The sequence below is a fragment of the Sulfitobacter sp. 1A13368 genome (assembly GCF_043557275.1).
Classification (GTDB): Bacteria; Pseudomonadota; Alphaproteobacteria; order Rhodobacterales; family Rhodobacteraceae; genus Sulfitobacter; species Sulfitobacter faviae.
In genome coordinates this window covers 249,029-263,552 of sequence record NZ_JBIFFR010000004.1, presented here as the reverse complement: position 1 = coordinate 263,552, position 14,524 = coordinate 249,029, and the positions used below count along the sequence as shown (strand labels likewise).

General features: G+C 63.2%; 18 protein-coding genes. 9 read left to right on the top strand and 9 right to left on the bottom strand.

Features of this window, described 5'->3' with window-relative positions:
* Positions 1-67: 67 nt before the first annotated feature.
* The 3 genes from ACGYK4_RS10770 to ACGYK4_RS10760 all read left to right on the top strand — a co-directional run bounded on the left by ACGYK4_RS10770 (position 68) and on the right by ACGYK4_RS10760 (position 2,979).
* A complete protein-coding gene (locus ACGYK4_RS10770) occupies positions 68-784 on the top strand; it encodes a GntR family transcriptional regulator (protein WP_394456423.1) in 717 nt (238 codons plus the stop codon).
* 104 nt (positions 785-888) lie between these two features.
* Entirely contained in the window at positions 889-1,971 is a 1,083-nt protein-coding gene (locus ACGYK4_RS10765) for an alpha/beta hydrolase (protein WP_394432646.1), read from the top strand.
* A gap of 90 nt (positions 1,972-2,061) precedes the next feature.
* A complete protein-coding gene (locus tag ACGYK4_RS10760; RefSeq protein ID WP_394456421.1) occupies positions 2,062-2,979 on the top strand; it encodes an MYG1 family protein in 918 nt (305 codons plus the stop codon).
* A gap of 30 nt (positions 2,980-3,009) precedes the next feature.
* On the opposite strand, the gene ACGYK4_RS10755 is transcribed toward ACGYK4_RS10760, so the two are convergent.
* The 4 genes from ACGYK4_RS10755 to motA all read right to left on the bottom strand — a co-directional run bounded on the left by ACGYK4_RS10755 (position 3,010) and on the right by motA (position 5,074).
* Entirely contained in the window at positions 3,010-3,348 is a 339-nt protein-coding gene (locus ACGYK4_RS10755; protein WP_067262423.1) for a peptidoglycan-binding protein, read from the bottom strand.
* A gap of 183 nt (positions 3,349-3,531) precedes the next feature.
* Positions 3,532-3,957: a hypothetical protein gene (locus ACGYK4_RS10750; RefSeq protein WP_394432642.1), complete on the bottom strand. Its 426-nt coding sequence runs from the start codon at positions 3,955-3,957 to the stop codon at positions 3,532-3,534.
* Positions 3,954-4,211 (bottom strand): hypothetical protein, encoded by a 258-nt coding sequence (locus ACGYK4_RS10745; RefSeq protein ID WP_394456419.1) that lies wholly within the window; start codon positions 4,209-4,211, stop codon positions 3,954-3,956. The genes ACGYK4_RS10750 and ACGYK4_RS10745 overlap by 4 nt, the downstream gene beginning before the upstream one ends.
* Positions 4,208-5,074 carry a flagellar motor stator protein MotA gene (motA, locus tag ACGYK4_RS10740; protein ID WP_067262415.1) on the bottom strand — a complete coding sequence of 289 codons (867 nt, stop codon included), beginning with the start codon at positions 5,072-5,074 and terminating at the stop codon, positions 4,208-4,210. Before motA ends, ACGYK4_RS10745 begins: the two co-directional genes overlap by 4 nt.
* A 93-nt stretch (positions 5,075-5,167) precedes the next feature.
* Here motA and ACGYK4_RS10735 point away from each other — a divergent pair, with 93 nt between their 5' ends.
* From ACGYK4_RS10735 to ACGYK4_RS10710, 6 genes are all read left to right on the top strand, one after another.
* Positions 5,168-6,268, top strand: coding sequence for a hypothetical protein (locus ACGYK4_RS10735; protein ID WP_394456417.1), 1,101 nt, complete (start codon positions 5,168-5,170; stop codon positions 6,266-6,268).
* A gap of 186 nt (positions 6,269-6,454) precedes the next feature.
* Positions 6,455-6,925: a MucR family transcriptional regulator gene (locus ACGYK4_RS10730; protein WP_394432636.1), complete on the top strand. Its 471-nt coding sequence runs from the start codon at positions 6,455-6,457 to the stop codon at positions 6,923-6,925.
* A gap of 43 nt (positions 6,926-6,968) precedes the next feature.
* On the top strand, positions 6,969-7,898 hold the full coding sequence (locus ACGYK4_RS10725; protein ID WP_394456415.1) for a flagellar motor protein MotB: 930 nt from the start codon (positions 6,969-6,971) through the stop codon (positions 7,896-7,898).
* A gap of 276 nt (positions 7,899-8,174) precedes the next feature.
* Positions 8,175-8,804 (top strand): hypothetical protein, encoded by a 630-nt coding sequence (locus ACGYK4_RS10720; protein ID WP_209217519.1) that lies wholly within the window; start codon positions 8,175-8,177, stop codon positions 8,802-8,804.
* A gap of 53 nt (positions 8,805-8,857) precedes the next feature.
* A complete protein-coding gene (locus tag ACGYK4_RS10715) occupies positions 8,858-10,174 on the top strand; it encodes a flagellar hook-length control protein FliK (RefSeq protein WP_394456413.1) in 1,317 nt (438 codons plus the stop codon).
* Positions 10,175-10,185: 11 nt separating this feature from the next.
* Positions 10,186-10,854: a flagellar hook assembly protein FlgD gene (locus ACGYK4_RS10710; RefSeq protein ID WP_067262400.1), complete on the top strand. Its 669-nt coding sequence runs from the start codon at positions 10,186-10,188 to the stop codon at positions 10,852-10,854.
* A 19-nt stretch (positions 10,855-10,873) separates the two neighbouring features.
* Here the strand turns inward: ACGYK4_RS10710 and ACGYK4_RS10705 are convergent, their stop codons facing one another.
* The 5 genes from ACGYK4_RS10705 to flgF all read right to left on the bottom strand — a co-directional run bounded on the left by ACGYK4_RS10705 (position 10,874) and on the right by flgF (position 14,520).
* Positions 10,874-11,452, bottom strand: a complete 579-nt coding sequence (locus ACGYK4_RS10705) for a hypothetical protein (protein WP_394456411.1) — start codon at positions 11,450-11,452, stop codon at positions 10,874-10,876.
* 80 nt (positions 11,453-11,532) lie between these two features.
* Positions 11,533-12,303, bottom strand: a complete 771-nt coding sequence (locus ACGYK4_RS10700; protein ID WP_394456410.1) for a flagellar basal body L-ring protein FlgH — start codon at positions 12,301-12,303, stop codon at positions 11,533-11,535.
* Complete coding sequence (flgA, locus tag ACGYK4_RS10695; protein WP_271689274.1) at positions 12,300-12,959, bottom strand: flagellar basal body P-ring formation chaperone FlgA; 660 nt, start codon at positions 12,957-12,959, stop codon at positions 12,300-12,302. Before flgA ends, ACGYK4_RS10700 begins: the two co-directional genes overlap by 4 nt.
* A complete protein-coding gene (gene flgG / locus ACGYK4_RS10690) occupies positions 12,959-13,744 on the bottom strand; it encodes a flagellar basal-body rod protein FlgG (RefSeq protein WP_067262392.1) in 786 nt (261 codons plus the stop codon). The genes flgA and flgG overlap by 1 nt, the downstream gene beginning before the upstream one ends.
* A 32-nt stretch (positions 13,745-13,776) precedes the next feature.
* Positions 13,777-14,520, bottom strand: a complete 744-nt coding sequence (gene flgF, locus ACGYK4_RS10685; RefSeq protein WP_067262389.1) for a flagellar basal-body rod protein FlgF — start codon at positions 14,518-14,520, stop codon at positions 13,777-13,779.
* Positions 14,521-14,524 lie beyond the last annotated feature (4 nt).

The following is a 14,524-nucleotide window of genomic DNA, read 5'->3' as shown; positions in this document are numbered from 1 at the left end:
CACTATCCGCTTGTCTGTCAATTGTCCCCGCGCGTATGGTCAGCGGCGAAAGACCAAAGGCGGCCAGATGATCGACACCGATAACGATGCGCTCAACATTCCCGAAATCCCCGAAATCCCGGGCGGGACGACGCAGGAATATGTCTATGAGCGGCTGCGCAACGCGATCATGCTGGGCGCGATCACGCCCGGCACCTCGCTGACCATGCGCGGCATTGCGGAGCGGCTCGGCCTCAGCCCGACCCCGGTGCGCGAGGCGGTGCGGCGGCTGAGTTCGGAACATGCCATCCAGATCAAGGACAACCGCCGCTTGACCGTGCCGCTGATGACCCCCGAGCGGTTTGAGGAACTGGTCGCCCTGCGCATCGCGGTTGAGACCCACGCCGCCCTGCGCGCCTTGCCCTATATCTCGGACATCGTGATCGACCGGCTGACCGAGATCGACGGCAGCATGGACCGCTTTGTGGCCGAGAGGGACGCAGATCAACTGACGCTGCTGAACCAAGCCTTCCACCGGATGCTCTATTCCGTGAACCCCGCGCAAGCGTCCTTGCCGATGATCGAAAGCATCTGGCTGCAACTCGGCCCTTTCCAGCGGCAGGTCATCACCGAGGTGGCGGAATACTATCAGATCGACCGCCACAAAGAGGTGTTGGCGGCCTTGTCCGCGCGCGATGGCGCGGCGCTGAACGCCGCGATTGCCAATGACATCGTCGACGGGGTGCTCGACACGGGCCGCAAGCTGCTGGCGGCAGAGGGGGGCAGAGAGATGGGGCTTCCGTAGGTGAAAAGCGGGGCTGTTTCGTCGCAGACGCAGGGGCCTTTCGTCTATGACTTTATGCGCCGATTGGGCTAGAACTGCGCCGAACGAAGGGCCGGGGGGGCGTTATGCAGGGACATGGGATTGGGGGCCGGGGGCTACAGACGCTCTGCGCGGTTGCGGTGGTCTTGCTGTCGGCCTGCGCACCGCGCCCGGGCGGGGAGACTTTGACCGTGGTGCCCGAGGCCGAAGCTGCGCAGAGTTTGGCGATCACCGTGGCCTCGACCCGCGGGCGCGATCCGCAGACCGGCACCTATACCGACGCCCGCGCGCGGGCGCTGAATTACGAGCGGTTCACCATCGCCATCCCGCCCGACCATGAGGCCAGCAAGATCGAATGGCCCAATGAGAAGCCAGACCCGAACCGCAGCTTTGCGGTGACCGCCCGCGATCCGCTGCCCGCGCTCGATATCCACCGCAGCGGGCGGGGGCGGCAGGATGTGATGGTCTTTGTCCACGGCTATAACCAGACCTTTCCGGAATCTCTGTTCCGTCTGGCGCAGGTGACGGCGGATGGGCATTTGCCCGAGCAGCCGATCCTGTTTGCTTGGCCCTCTGCGGGGACCGTGGTGGGCTACGTCGCCGATAAGGACGCGGCGGCCTATTCGCGCGATGAACTGGCCGCCATGCTTGCCACCCTCGCCGCCGATCCCGACGTGGGGGAGATCACGCTTTTTGGTCACAGCATGGGCGGCTGGCTGGTGGTAGAGGCGTTGCGGCAGTTGCGCCTGTCGGGGCAGGACAGGGTGATCGCACGGCTGAGCGATGTGGTGCTCGCGGCCCCCGATATTGACGTGGATGTCTTTCGCAAACAGGTCGAGGTGATCGGGCCGCTTGATCCCCCCATGGCCATCCTTGTCGCGCCGGATGATCGGGCGCTGCGCATCTCGGCGGGGCTTGCCGGGGCGCGGCCTCGGATCGGGCGCACCAGTGCCAGCTCCCCCGCGGTGCAGGCGCTGGCCAAACGCTATGGCGTCTTGCTGGTCGATATCTCGGCCATTGGCGCGGTGGACGGCACCCATCACAACCGCTTTGCCTCTCTCGTGCAGTTGATGCCCGAGCGGCGCGATGGGTTGGCGCAGGCCCGGGCGCAGGTGGGGGCCTTCATCCTCGACCCCGTCTCGGCCACGCTGGTCGCGCTGTCGCGCTAGGGCGGGCGGCTTGCACTTGGCCCGCGCCGCGCAGTATGGGGGCGCAAGCCACCATTGACCGATTTCCCCAGCCGCAGCGGAGCCAGCCCCATGACCATCACCCATCTCGTTACCCATTCGGGCGGCTTTCACGCGGATGAGCTTTTGTCCTCCGTCATTCTGACGCGGCTCTACCCGGAGGCGACGCTGGTGCGCAGCCGCGATGCCCAGTGGATCACCCCCGGCGCGGGGCGGATCATCTATGACGTGGGCCGCGACTATGACGCCGACGCGCTGATTTTCGACCACCACCAACGCCCCGGCCCGCTGCGCGAAGATGGCCAGCCCTTCAGCTCTTTCGGGCTGATCTGGCAGCATTATGGCCGCGACTATCTGCGCAGCTTTGACGTGCCCGAGGCGGATGTGGGTGATATCCACCAGAGTTTCGACCAAGGCTTCGTGTTGCCGGTCGACCTGATCGATAATGGCGCGCTTGAACCCTCGGTCGCGGGGCCGCTGGCGGGCATGACCCTGCCGGTGCTCTTGGAGACGCTAAAGCCCGTTTTCGACGAACGTGGTGAGGATGCCGACGACCGCGCCTTCATGGCCGCCCTGCCTGTCGCGCGGGCCTTTGTGGAGGCCGCGATCAAGGGCAAAGCCGCCAAACGCCGGGCCGAGGCGATGGTGATGCAGGCGATCGCGGCGGCAGGCAGCGGGTGCGTCTTGGAACTGCCCTCGGGCATGCCCTTCCGCTCGGCGGTGGAAAAGGCCGGGGCCGATCACCTGCTCTTCGTCGTGCATCCGCGCGGGGACGATTGGGCCCTGACCACGATCCGCAAAAGCGGTGATAGCTTTGAGGCCCGCGCCGATCTGCCCGAGGCTTGGGCCGGGCTAACGGATGCCGATTTGGAGGCCGCAAGCGGCGTGCCGGGGGCGAAATTCTGTCACAACGCGCGGTTCATCGCCGTGGCGGCAAGCCGCGACGCGGCGCTGCGCATGGCCGAACTGGCGGTCGCGGAGGCGGGGTAAGGCCGAGGCCCGAAAGGGCCTCGGGCGCAGTCACATATAGGCGTCGGAGGTCAGGAAAAACATCGTTTCGCTGACCTGAACCTCATGGGCAAACGTCCATGTCGGCGCGTGGCGTTGGTAGCGGTCGGAGGCCATGAGCGCGCGAAAGGCGGCTTCGGTCCCCGGCCCCCATGCGCCGTCGATGGCCCCCTTGTAATAGCCCTCGTGTTTCAGGCTGTCCTGTACCATCCGGCGCGCGCCAAGGTCGCGGCTTTGGAACAGGGCGCGCACCTCGGCAAGGGTCACCTCCGCCGATTGCGCGCAGAGCGGGCTGACGCTCAAAGACGCGGCACCGATCGCGGCGGCGGTGAAAAATCCTCTTCGCTTCATCGTAAATCCTCACAAACTATGCCGAAGCCGGAATAAAAACGCGGTGGCCTCGGCGCCCCCCTCCCCTGGGCGGCATTTTCAATGGGGCTTTGATGGAATCGAATTGCGGTTTTTTCTTGTCCGGTATTCGCTATTTAGGGGAATTTTTGGAAATAGTTCCCGTAAATGGATATGGCCGTGTAATTATCGTTGATCGTCCAGCCAGATCGACAGAAACCCTTCGGCTTGGGCGGCGGTCTCGGCTTTTTGCAGGGCATGCCTGCGGGCCTCGGCCCGGCGGTTGCGGATCAGGTCGATGCGCTTGGCCTCGGCAAAAAGCCCGTTCAGCCTGTCGTGGATGCCTGCGCTGTCGGCGCGCAGGCGCTCGGCCTCGGCCTCTTTGCGATGGATGGTTTCCGAGACGTTGCGGATAAAGGCCGAAACCACCCGCGTTGATTCCACCGCATCAGGATCGCCCCGGTCGTTGAGCTGTTCCATCAGGCTGTGGCGTTCGTTCTCGATCTGGGTCAGCGCGCGGTTGACCTCGGCCATCTCCAGCGCGACATTCTCCATCTCAAAGCGTTTCAGCCGCGAGAGTACCGCCAGCCCGTCGCCGCGCTTTGGCTTCACTGCTCTGCGGCCTGTGACAGAACGATGAGCCGCTCACGCATCCGTTCCAGAACCTCGGCGTCGAGCAGCGGAAGCCCCTCCATTGGGGGGACATGGCCGATGACACCGTGGCGGCGCATGGAATTGGGCAGCCGGGCCTCTGCTTCGGCGGTCTTGTCGACCTCTTTCGCGTCTTTTTCCTTGGTCGGTCCCGCCGCCAGCCCCGGCCCGGCAAGGAGCGCGATCAGCGCGATCAGGGGCAGGGGGCGCATCATACCGCGGGCAGTTCGCGCTGCGAGGCCTCCACGGCGGAGAAGTTCGGCTGTTTCGTCGTGGGAATGTTGCCGCGGCCCAATTCGATGCAGATGCTGGGCGGATGGCCCGCCACGATGGCCACGATGACATCACGGATCACCGTATACATCGCGCCGTCTTCTTCCTCGATCTGCTCCAACCGGCCTGCGATGGGCTGCACCATGCAATAGGCAAGGAAAACCCCAAGGAAAGTGCCGACCAAGGCACCGCCGATCATCGCGCCAAGGATCTCTGGCGGCTTGTCGATCGACGACATGGTTTTGATCACCCCCAGAACAGCCGCGACGATGCCGATGGCGGGCAGGCCGTCCGCCATGCTCTGGATCGCGCGGGCCGAAACGAGCGCCTCATGGTGGTGCTTTTTGATCTTTCGGTTCAACACGTCTTCCATCTGGAAGCGGTCGTCAAATTGCATCGACATCATGCGAAAGCTATCGGCGATGAGGTCGGTCAGGAAGTGGTCTTTCATCAGCTTGGGGTAGCGCTGAAAGATCGGGCTGGCCTCGGGGTTTTCGATATGCTCGTCCATCGCGACGATGCCCTTGGTCTTATAAAGACGTGCCAGTTCGAACATCAGCGCCAGCAGATCGTTGTAATCCGCCGCCTTCCAGCGCGGCCCCTTGATCACACGCATCACCCCGGCCAGCGATGACTTCACCACCGAGAAGGAGTTGGCGATCACGAAGGCCCCCAGAGAAGCGCCGCCGATCATCATGCCCTCGTAGGGGAGGGCGTGCAGGACGATGTCCATATTGCCCCCCGACAGCATGAAACCGCCAAAGACCAGACCGAAGACCATTACAAGACCAAGCAAGAGTGTCATTGCTGCACACGCCTCCAAAAAGAAACTATTCTTACTTTATCCTTGAGTGGATGGGCCTATACAAGTATTATCTAGGAAAGAACTTGGGTTTCTATGATGAATAGTGGTTTTTCGGTCAAAGAAGAGTTGAAGGGTGATATCGACGCTCTGCAAGAGCCCGATGCCTTCGCCTATTTCGTCGATCCCTCCGAGCTTTCGGTGCTCGTGCCGGGCTGGCCCGAAGAGATGCGGCTGCTGCTGTGCATGGATGCCGCCGGTCTTTGCGAGTTCGTGGTCTTTCACAATGACGAAGAACATGCAGTTTTCGATCGGGTGGCGGATATCCTCGACCGTCCCGTGGGCAGCTTTGCCGTCAGCCCCGAGGTTGAGGGACACCCCTGCCGTAGGCTGTTGTTTTCTGAGGAAAATGCGCTGTTGAAGGCCATTCAAGACAGCAAAACGCTTGAGGAAACGGCGGCGGATTATCTGATCAACTACAATTTCGCCCGCGAAGAGGGGCTGGATTTCGACGAGTTGATGCGCCAGCGGCCCGAATTGGACCAGTTCCAACGCGTCAGCACCAACAAGATCTTTCCCATCGGCAACCGCAAGCGCCGCAAGCTGCGCTCGGGCCCGCCCGAAGGCTATATGCCCTCTGCCGAGGTTCAGCCGGGGGAGTGTTTCTATGTCCGTCTTGAGATGTGGCTCGCCGGGGGGCGGATGCGAATCGCCTCCAACCCGGAGCAGCCGCTGCCCATGGTGCCGACCTTGGTGCGTGACATCGCTTTTCGGGATGATTTCGCCTCGGTCTATATCCCCCGTGACACGCTGGCGGCAGAGTGGCGGCCCAAGGATGACATGGTGATCGACATTCCGGCCGAACTCTTCCCTGCGGGCTTCAGCGACAGCTGTGCGCGGCGCGAGGTGAAGGTCGCGGTCATGCCGCGCGGCATCTTTGTGGAGTTCGGCGCGCCGATCGAGGTGCCCCCGGCGCCCGAGCCGGAGTTGCTCGACCCCGCCGCATTGGCACCGCAGCCGCCCGCGCCCCGCAAGAGCCTGTGGAAGTCCCTGCATGTGCCGCTGATCGCGGTGGCAGGGCTGGGGGTGACCGGTCTGTTCAGCACAATCATCGCCCAGACCACCGGAAATGACGTGGCCCCCGATCCGGCCCCGAAAAGCGCGATCTTCAAAACTGTCGCGCAGATGGAGCCGTGATGCATTCCGCACGATATGGCGAAAAAGTGCTTGCCAATGCTTGCGCGGGTTCCAAATACAATTCGAATCGTGATAAGAATAAACGGCGAAGAATTATTTATCTTTGCTGCGTCCCTTGCGAAGCGCTCTTTGAATGCTTCGCGAACCTTGCAGAAGGCAAGATTAACTTAACAAGGAAGTTGCTTCATGCCTAATGTACCCCCCAAGCAGAATCTGAGCGATACCGCGATTGCGACCATCGTTTCGGGGTTCGCCAGCCGCAACGACGTGACCATCGACGATATCCTGACCTTGGTCGAGCGTCTGCGCGCGACCCCCGCTGAGGCTCCCGCCACCGCATTGGCCAATATCCCCGCCGCCGCCGTGGCCCCCGTCGCGCCCAAGGCGCAGGGCATGACCGCCGCACCGGGCGAGCAGCCGATGACCGAAGACACGATTTTTTGCCTGTGCTGCGGCAAGGGGTTCAAGATGCTGAAACGTCACCTCGGGGCCGAACATGGGCTGACCGAAGCGGAATACCGCGTGATGTTCAACCTGCCTGCCGACACGCCGCTGGTCGCGCCAAGCTATTCCAAGCGCAAGGCCGAATACGCCAAACGCGCAGGGCTGGGCAAATACAGCCGCGACAAATCGGACAACAACGCAGAGCTTTCCTGATCTGGCCCCCGTGCCCGGTCTTGCGTAATCGGGAGGCCGCGTGATGGCTGACAAGAAGAACGCGATGATCATCATCAAGCGCTACGACGCGGAGGGCGGCCACGCCCACCACGGCGGCGGTTGGAAGGTGGCCTATGCGGACTTCATGACCGCGATGATGGCGTTTTTCCTGCTGCTGTGGATCCTCGCCGCCTCGGATGAGGAAAAGCTGCGCGGGCTGGCCAATTACTTTACCCCCACGGTGTCGGACGGCGGATCCTCTTCGGATGCGGCGGCGGACCTGCGCCCGCTGATGGCCGCAGGGGTGATGACCGGCGCGGTCGACAACACCGGCAATGTGCAAAAGCCGACCTTTGGCCGCGACAATCCGATGATGGTCTTCGACAGCCGCCTGCGTGACAAGCCCGCCGCCGTGGTCGTGGAATATGCCGAAGCGCCCGAGCCCGCGGCGCCCGCCGATCCCGCCACACTCGCCGCGATCGAGGAAACCGAGCGCCGCCAGTCCGAGATCGACCGCATGGCGGAGGACATCGCCGAGCGGATCACCTCTGACAGCACCCTGAATGATCTGGCGCGCAATGTCCGGCTGGAGAAATCGAACGGGGCGCTAACGGTTCAGGTCTTGGACCAAGATGAACGGTCGCTCTTTGCGCGGGGCAGTGCCGAAGTGACCCCGAAGACCCGCGAGCTGTTGCTGGCCATCGGCGATGTGATTGCCGAACAGAACCAGCCGGTCGAGATTGTGGGCCATACCGATGCCGCCGCTTTTGGCGCGAACAATGGCTACACGAATTGGGAGCTTTCGGCAGACCGCGCCAATGCCACGCGCCGCACGTTGATGGCCGCAGGCATCGCAGGCGCGCGCTTTATGCGGGTGTCGGGTGTGGCCGACACGCAACCGATCAACACGGTCGATCCCTTGGCCCCGGAAAACCGTCGCATCTCGATTCGCTTGGTCTATCAAGCCGAGTAGACCTTGTTTTCAAGGCTCTATCGGCCCGGTTGTGCGAGATTTCCATCCTAGGCAAAAGTGCGACATCCCTGCCGCTGATTCCCAAAAAAATGGCACGGTCTTGTAAAATTGTTGACGGTCAAGGTCTTGCGATCTAGACCTTATGTAATAATCGAGCACCGGGCACCTAAAAAACTCTTAAAAATCGCCCGGATAAACCATGGACAGAACGTCCTGAACGAGGCGGAAATGCAGGTAAACTCACTTATAGGTGGCATCTGGAAGGGTGCCTGCCACATGGATTCATCGGCCGATGGCCGTCATTTCAACATGCTGATCCGGGCGCTGATTCCGGTTCAAGCTTCGGTCTTCGAGATGCAGGATTGGGCCGGTCATCCGGTTGCAATGCCAGATTGCATCGAACCGATCCCGGGCATTTGCCTTGGCGATATCCTTGCCGAAGAACTCGACGCCGATGTGCCGTATGGCTCGCTCGTCGTTATTCGCAAAAGCGACAATTTCACCAATATCTCCCAAGCCGCCGGTGCGCTGGTGGGCGAAGTGCTGATCGGGATCATCGGGCGCGGCCTGTTCCCGATGATGGACGAAGACAGCGTTCTGCACGCTTTGGGGCAGGCCTACCATCACGCCGCTGAGGCGGATGAGCTGCTCAAGCTGGGGCTTGAGCCTGCGGCCTTCCGCATGGGGCTGAGCGCGGTTTTGGGGCAGTACTGGGGCCGTCCGGTCGACAGTCATTCGGTCTTTGCAGCCCCCGCGGAGGGCGCGCAGATCTCGCTTCGTGCGCTGACCGGGACAGAGACGCCCGTGACCCTTAACCAGTGGACCCTACGGCTGAAAGCCCTCGTCGAGGCCCGCAGCGCACGCCGCGCCTTTGAAGATCAGCGCGGGAACGTGCGGATCTCCTGATCCTACAAGAGCCTTCGGAATCCCGCCGTGGATCCCAAGTTGGAGGACGTCAGATGATCGCTCAACTTCAGGCAGCACCTGCGGTGCCGAATGCCGCAGGTCTCGGGCAGCCCTCGGAGAAGGGGGCTGCCGAAGGTTTTGCCGCCCTGATGCAGGGGTTGGCCGGGCAGGGGGCCGCGTCGGAGGCGCAGGGCCAAGACGTGCAAGCCGCCGCGCCAGAGGTGGAAGCCGCTCCCGATCCGCTGCCCGAGGACATCGACCTTGAGACGGCAGAGGGGCTGATGGCCCTGATGGATCACACCCTCGCGGGGTTGGAGGAGACCAGCCAGCAAATCACCCCGAAAGCTGCCCTCGCCGCATTTGCCGAAGCCTTGGGCGAAGCGCCGCCTGAAAACCTCGGCGCGCTGGAGGCGGTGGCGCAGTTGGATGATCCTAGCCTTGAAGCCGCATTGGAGGAGAGGATCGCCGGTGCCCTGCGCCTGCCCACCCCGGCGAGCCAATTGAGCATCGCCTCGGCCGCGCTGCCGGTTGTGGGACGTATGGCCATGGGGCAGGCTCAGCTGGGCGCGCGCGTGATTGCCTCCGAAGGGGCCGCGCCAGTGTTGCAGGCCGAAGGCCCTGCCGAACAGAGCGGGTTTAAAACGGTCCTGCCGAGTGAGGGACCGGCCCCGAGAGCCGCCACCGTAGGGGCGACAGAACCGCCCCTCACAGCGAAGGTGGACTTGAGCATTGAAGCCGCGGACCCGCGCCTCACCGCTGCCGCCGAGCGTTTCAGCGCCGCTGTCGATGCCGCCAAGGTAGCCCAGCCCGGCACAAATGCCCCGGCAGCAGAGGCCGTCCTGCGCGAGGTCGCCGCTTTGACCGCGCCGCAGGCACCGCAGAGCGAGGGGCTACGCCTCAGCCCGCCGCAGCCCACACCGGCCCCCGCGCCGAACCCTGCCGCCGCGCCGGAAGAACAGCTTCGCCAACACGTCAGCCAACAGATCCGCAGCCTTGATACGGCGGACAACAAGCTGCGTTTCTCGCTCTCCCCCTACGGTATGGGAGAGATCGAGATCGAGGTGGTGCGCAGTGAGGCGGGGCGCATGCAAATCGCCATGACCACCGAAAGCGCCTCGGTCCTGAACATGCTGCGGCAAGACCGTGAGCAACTGCTGGACGCGCTGCAATCGCGCGGCATCAGCGCCGAGAATGCGGACCTCGATTTCCAGACTTTCGGCGACCGCGGCCGCAATGGCGGACAGCAACAGGGCCCGGCGTTCACCCAGACCACAGCACAGGCCGATGATGCGCAGGGCGGTGACGCCGCGCCCACGGCCCAGACCCCCAGCCCGCGCCTTGGCGCCGGGCAGCTAGATATCCTCACCTGAAAGGCGAGACCATGATCGACGCGACCACAGCAAGCACCCTGAGCACCGCCAACACTTCGGCGGCGGCGACCTCTTCAGCCGAGCTTCAGGAAAGCTACAACAGCTTTCTCACCCTGCTGACGGCGCAGATTTCGAACCAAGACCCTCTAAACCCGGTGGATTCGACGCAGTTCGTCTCGCAATTGGCGCAGTTGACCCAAGTGGAGCAGAGCATCGCCACCAACGCGAGCCTTGAGCAAATCTCGACCATGCTTTCCACCGTGGGCGCAATGTCGGACCTGCAATTGATCGGGCGCGACGTGCTGGTGCCCTCGACCCAAGTGCGCATGACCGAAGATGAATTCCCGCTGAGCTACCAGCTCAACGCCGGGGCGGAGGAGGTGACCGTTCGGATCTTCTCCGAAGACGGCACCCTGATCCGCGAGATGCCCGGCCCCTCCACCGCCGAAGGGGAGGTGATCGACGTGGAGTGGAACCGCCTCGATTCCGTGGGCCTGCCGGTGCCGCCCGATACCTTCCGGGTTGAGATCACGGCAACGGATGCCGAGGGCAACGATGTGGGCGTTACCCCGCTGACCCGGTCCGAAGTGACGCGGGTGAACTTCACCGCCTACGGGCCGGAGTTGGAACTGGATAACGGGGAATCCGTGCTGTCGAACGTGGTGCGTTCGGTTCTTTAAGCCTGCGCTGTGGCGCGTGTCAGAGCCGCGCCACATCTTGTTTGTAGAGCGATACGAACATCACATCATCGACGCCCTTATGCTCTTTGCTGATCAGATCCCGCAGCAGCCGCGACAGGGCTTCGCTGTCGATCGCCACGCCGCGCAGCACGGCGCTTTCGGCGGCTAGGTTCATCGCCTGCAAGAGCGAATCGCGCATCCGCGTCGCGTCTTCCACGCGGCGGTAGCGTTCGGCCAATTCCAGTGACCCCATCTTGAGCGCGAAATCCGCGACCACATAAGAGACGCTGTTGGTCTTCTCCACCGGGATCGTCATCTGCCCAAGACGCACCACCGTGCGGTCCTTGGCCAGTTCATAACTGTCCAGCGGCGCGTGATCATCACCCTTGGCGGATTTCTCACCTTTCTCGCCATGGGCGTCTTTCTCGGGCGCATGGGCGGCGTCCTTTGCCGTCTCCTTTGCGTCATAAGCGGTCTTGTCATCACTCTTTGTCCCCGCCGCTTCGGCTGGGGCAGGGGCGAGGGCCAGACCGGCGCCATAGCCCGCACCCATGCAAAGCAAGGGGAGTGCTATAAATGCGATTGCTGCCTTTTTCATGTTCGACCTTTCCTGAGCTTTCGTCAGGTTTAACGGTCGATTGCGACGGCAATGGTCTCACTTTGTGACCAAGTCAGGAATTAATAGGGCAGGATCACATCCATCGCGTCTTCGCCGTAGCTGCGCTCTTGCGCGCGCGACAGCGTGCCTCTGCCGCCATAGGCGATGCGGGCCTCGGCGATCTTGTCGTAAGAAATGGTGTTGTCATCGCGGATGTCGGCAGGGCGCACGATCCCGGCCATGCGCAGCTCGCGCAGCTCCTGATTAACCAGTATTTCTTGACGTCCGGCGACGACGAGCGTGCCGTTTGGCAGCTTGTCGATCACCAAAGCGGCGACTTTCAGCTCGATCCGTTCATTGCGCGAAATGGCACCCGACCCGCTGGCCTCAGAGGCCGATCCCACCTCGACGATATCGCCACTCGGCAGATCGGCGGCGCTGATTCCGGGCAGAATTGCGGCAATTTTCGCGCCATAGCCAAAGAATGTCGGGAATCCGACCGAGCTTGCCCCCTCGCGCTCACGGTCCGTCGAATTGCGCAGCTGTGCGCGGTCGTCGATGGAGATCACGACCGTAACGATATCGCCGATGTCATCGGCGCGTTGGTCGGAAAACAACGGCTGGCTGCGCGCGGTAAAGAGCGAGGCTTTCGCACTGCCGCGCCGGGGCGGCTCCATCGCGACGGCGGGCATCGGCACCTGCACGCGGGAGACCTCGGGGATGGCTTGGCCATCCACCACGATTGGGGAGGGCTGTGGATCGCGGTCGAAATGATCGGCGGTATCGCAGGCGGACAGGGCAAGGGCGGCGCCGAGCATCAAGACAGAGGGGCGCGCGAAAGCGGTGGTCATCGAATGATCTCCACGGTCCCTTCGCCGGTGGCGATGCCGGTGACCGTTTTGTTGCTGACAAGGTTCACGATACGGATTTCCTGCCCCTCATGCGCGTCATCAAGCGCGCGCCCGGGTGAGGAAAGGGCCAGAAGCCCGTCGCTGAAATAGATCTCCACCCGCTCGCCCCGGTTGATAACCAGCGGCTGGATGATGGACTGCGTCTGAATGGGCCGCCCCGGCGTCAGCACGCGGCGCACCTGTTTGCCGACGACCTCTTCCATGTCCGTCATCACATAGGCGCCGATCCTGCCCACGGGCAGGCGCATCACGGTCAGGTCGTCTTCCATGATGATGTCATCGGGCAGCAGGCGGGTGATGGGCACAGGGACCGGCATGGTGACAAGGGCGTAGCCCGCGATGCGCTGCACCTCGCCCGTCTCAAGCACCGCATTGGCCAGAAACTTGCCGCTGCGCGGGTCCATCCAGAACTCGGCCAGCGTCAGCACCTCTTCGGCGGGGGCGTCCTTGACCGTGATCTCGAAGGCACCCTCTTGCGGCAGGCTGTCGGCGTAGTCCACCCGCGCGCGTTCCTCGACCAATACGCCGATGGGCGCCGAAAGGGCGGGGCCCGTCAGCGCCATCAGGCCAAGGAAGAGGGCGGCGAGCCGTCGCATTAGCGGATTTGGTTCGCAGCCGAGAGCATCTGGTCTGCGGTCTCGATTGATTTGGAGTTCATCTCATAGGCGCGCTGTGCCGAGATCAGATCGGTGATCTGCTGGATGACGTTCACGTTGGACGCCTCAAGATAGCCCTGACGGATCATCCCCGCGCCCGGATCGCCGGGGTTCACCACCTGCGCTTCGCCCGAGGCTTCGGTCGCCAGTAGGAAGTTGTTGCCCACCGGACGCATCCCCGGCTCGTTAACGAAGGTGGTCAGGTTGAACTGGCCCAGTTCCACCGGCACGGGATCATTCTCAACATAGGCCATGACGACGCCCTGTTCGTTGATCTCGACCGCCGTGGTGTTCTCGGGCACGACCATGCCGGGCTCGACGCGGTAGCCCTGCATCGTCACGATCTCACCCTCGGGGGAGAGTTGGAACGACCCGTCGCGCGTATAGGCGGTACCGCCATCCGGCAGCGTGACCGAGAAATAGCCCCGCCCGTCAATGGCGACGTTAAGCTGGTTTTCCGTGGCCACCATGCCGCCTTGGGTGTTCAGCCGCACGGTGCCGGCGGTCTGCACGCCCATGCCGATGTCGATGCCCACGGGGCGGGTCGATCCGGCCTCCGATGTGACGGCGCCTTCGCGTTGCATGGATTGATAGATCAGGTCTTGAAAGGCGGCGCGGCTGGCCTTGAACCCGGTGGTATTCGCGTTGGCGATGTTGTTCGAGATCACATCGACATTGGTCTGCTGCGCCATCATGCCGGTCGCTGCGATGCTGAGTGCCTTCATTGTCTCGTTCCTTCCGTTCTACGGATGCCGGGTCAGACCGCCTGCGCGATCCGTTTGAGCGAGTCGCGGCGCAGGTCGTCCGCATTGCCCATCATGGTATTGGTGCGCTCATAGGCGCGCTGCACGTCGATCAGCCGCGTCATCTCGCGCACCGGGTTCACGTTGCTCAGCTCAAGCGTGCCTTGGCGCACCTGCACGGCTTCGGCCACGCCCGGTTTGGCGGCCCCCTCGGGTGCGACGAGCATGCCGCCACCAAGCCGTTTGTAGCTTTGAATCTCGGGGATATCGAAGACGCCGATCCGGCCCAGCGGGCCGGTCTCACTGCCCGAAATGGTGCCATCTTCGGATATGTTGATATCGCCCATGCCCGCAGGGGGCAGTTGGATCGGCGCACCGCCCGCGTCGAGCACTTTGGCCCCCGACAGCAGCGTCAGATTGCCCTCAGGGTCGATCGCAAAGCTGCCATCGCGGCCAAAGGCCTGCTGCCCGTCGGCGGTTTGATAGCTGAACCACCCCTCGCCATGCAGCGCCACGTCCAGCGGGTTACCGGTTTGCGACAGCGCGCCGGGGCGCGTGTCGATGTACGAGCCGGTATCGCTGACGAAAGCCGCCTGATCGTCGCCAAGCGCGGTGTTGTCCTGCAACAGCGCCTCGAACACCACATGTTCGCCCTTGTAGCCCGCGGTGCTGGCGTTGGCGATATTGTTGGCGGTGATGTCGAGTTGGCGCTGGAGGGAAGTCGCCAGCGACATGCTGATATGGCTGGTTTCCGTCATAACG

What these genes read in the sequence shown, in the direction of transcription:
- ACGYK4_RS10760 (WP_394456421.1), top strand. Translation starts at nt 2,062, where the DNA reads ATGACCATCACCCATCTCGTTACCCATTCGGGCGGCTTTCACGCGGAT.
- ACGYK4_RS10730 (WP_394432636.1), top strand. Translation starts at nt 6,455, where the DNA reads ATGCCTAATGTACCCCCCAAGCAGAATCTGAGCGATACCGCGATTGCG.
- flgF (WP_067262389.1), bottom strand. Translation starts at nt 14,520, where the DNA reads ATGACGGAAACCAGCCATATCAGCATGTCGCTGGCGACTTCCCTCCAG.
- ACGYK4_RS10700 (WP_394456410.1), bottom strand. Translation starts at nt 12,303, where the DNA reads ATGACCACCGCTTTCGCGCGCCCCTCTGTCTTGATGCTCGGCGCCGCC.
- ACGYK4_RS10720 (WP_209217519.1), top strand. Translation starts at nt 8,175, where the DNA reads ATGGATTCATCGGCCGATGGCCGTCATTTCAACATGCTGATCCGGGCG.
- ACGYK4_RS10710 (WP_067262400.1), top strand. Translation starts at nt 10,186, where the DNA reads ATGATCGACGCGACCACAGCAAGCACCCTGAGCACCGCCAACACTTCG.
- ACGYK4_RS10755 (WP_067262423.1), bottom strand. Translation starts at nt 3,348, where the DNA reads ATGAAGCGAAGAGGATTTTTCACCGCCGCCGCGATCGGTGCCGCGTCT.
- ACGYK4_RS10735 (WP_394456417.1), top strand. Translation starts at nt 5,168, where the DNA reads ATGATGAATAGTGGTTTTTCGGTCAAAGAAGAGTTGAAGGGTGATATC.
- ACGYK4_RS10745 (WP_394456419.1), bottom strand. Translation starts at nt 4,211, where the DNA reads ATGATGCGCCCCCTGCCCCTGATCGCGCTGATCGCGCTCCTTGCCGGG.
- ACGYK4_RS10725 (WP_394456415.1), top strand. Translation starts at nt 6,969, where the DNA reads ATGGCTGACAAGAAGAACGCGATGATCATCATCAAGCGCTACGACGCG.
- ACGYK4_RS10715 (WP_394456413.1), top strand. Translation starts at nt 8,858, where the DNA reads ATGATCGCTCAACTTCAGGCAGCACCTGCGGTGCCGAATGCCGCAGGT.
- motA (WP_067262415.1), bottom strand. Translation starts at nt 5,074, where the DNA reads ATGACACTCTTGCTTGGTCTTGTAATGGTCTTCGGTCTGGTCTTTGGC.
- ACGYK4_RS10770 (WP_394456423.1), top strand. Translation starts at nt 68, where the DNA reads ATGATCGACACCGATAACGATGCGCTCAACATTCCCGAAATCCCCGAA.
- flgG (WP_067262392.1), bottom strand. Translation starts at nt 13,744, where the DNA reads ATGAAGGCACTCAGCATCGCAGCGACCGGCATGATGGCGCAGCAGACC.
- ACGYK4_RS10765 (WP_394432646.1), top strand. Translation starts at nt 889, where the DNA reads ATGCAGGGACATGGGATTGGGGGCCGGGGGCTACAGACGCTCTGCGCG.
- ACGYK4_RS10705 (WP_394456411.1), bottom strand. Translation starts at nt 11,452, where the DNA reads ATGAAAAAGGCAGCAATCGCATTTATAGCACTCCCCTTGCTTTGCATG.
- flgA (WP_271689274.1), bottom strand. Translation starts at nt 12,959, where the DNA reads ATGCGACGGCTCGCCGCCCTCTTCCTTGGCCTGATGGCGCTGACGGGC.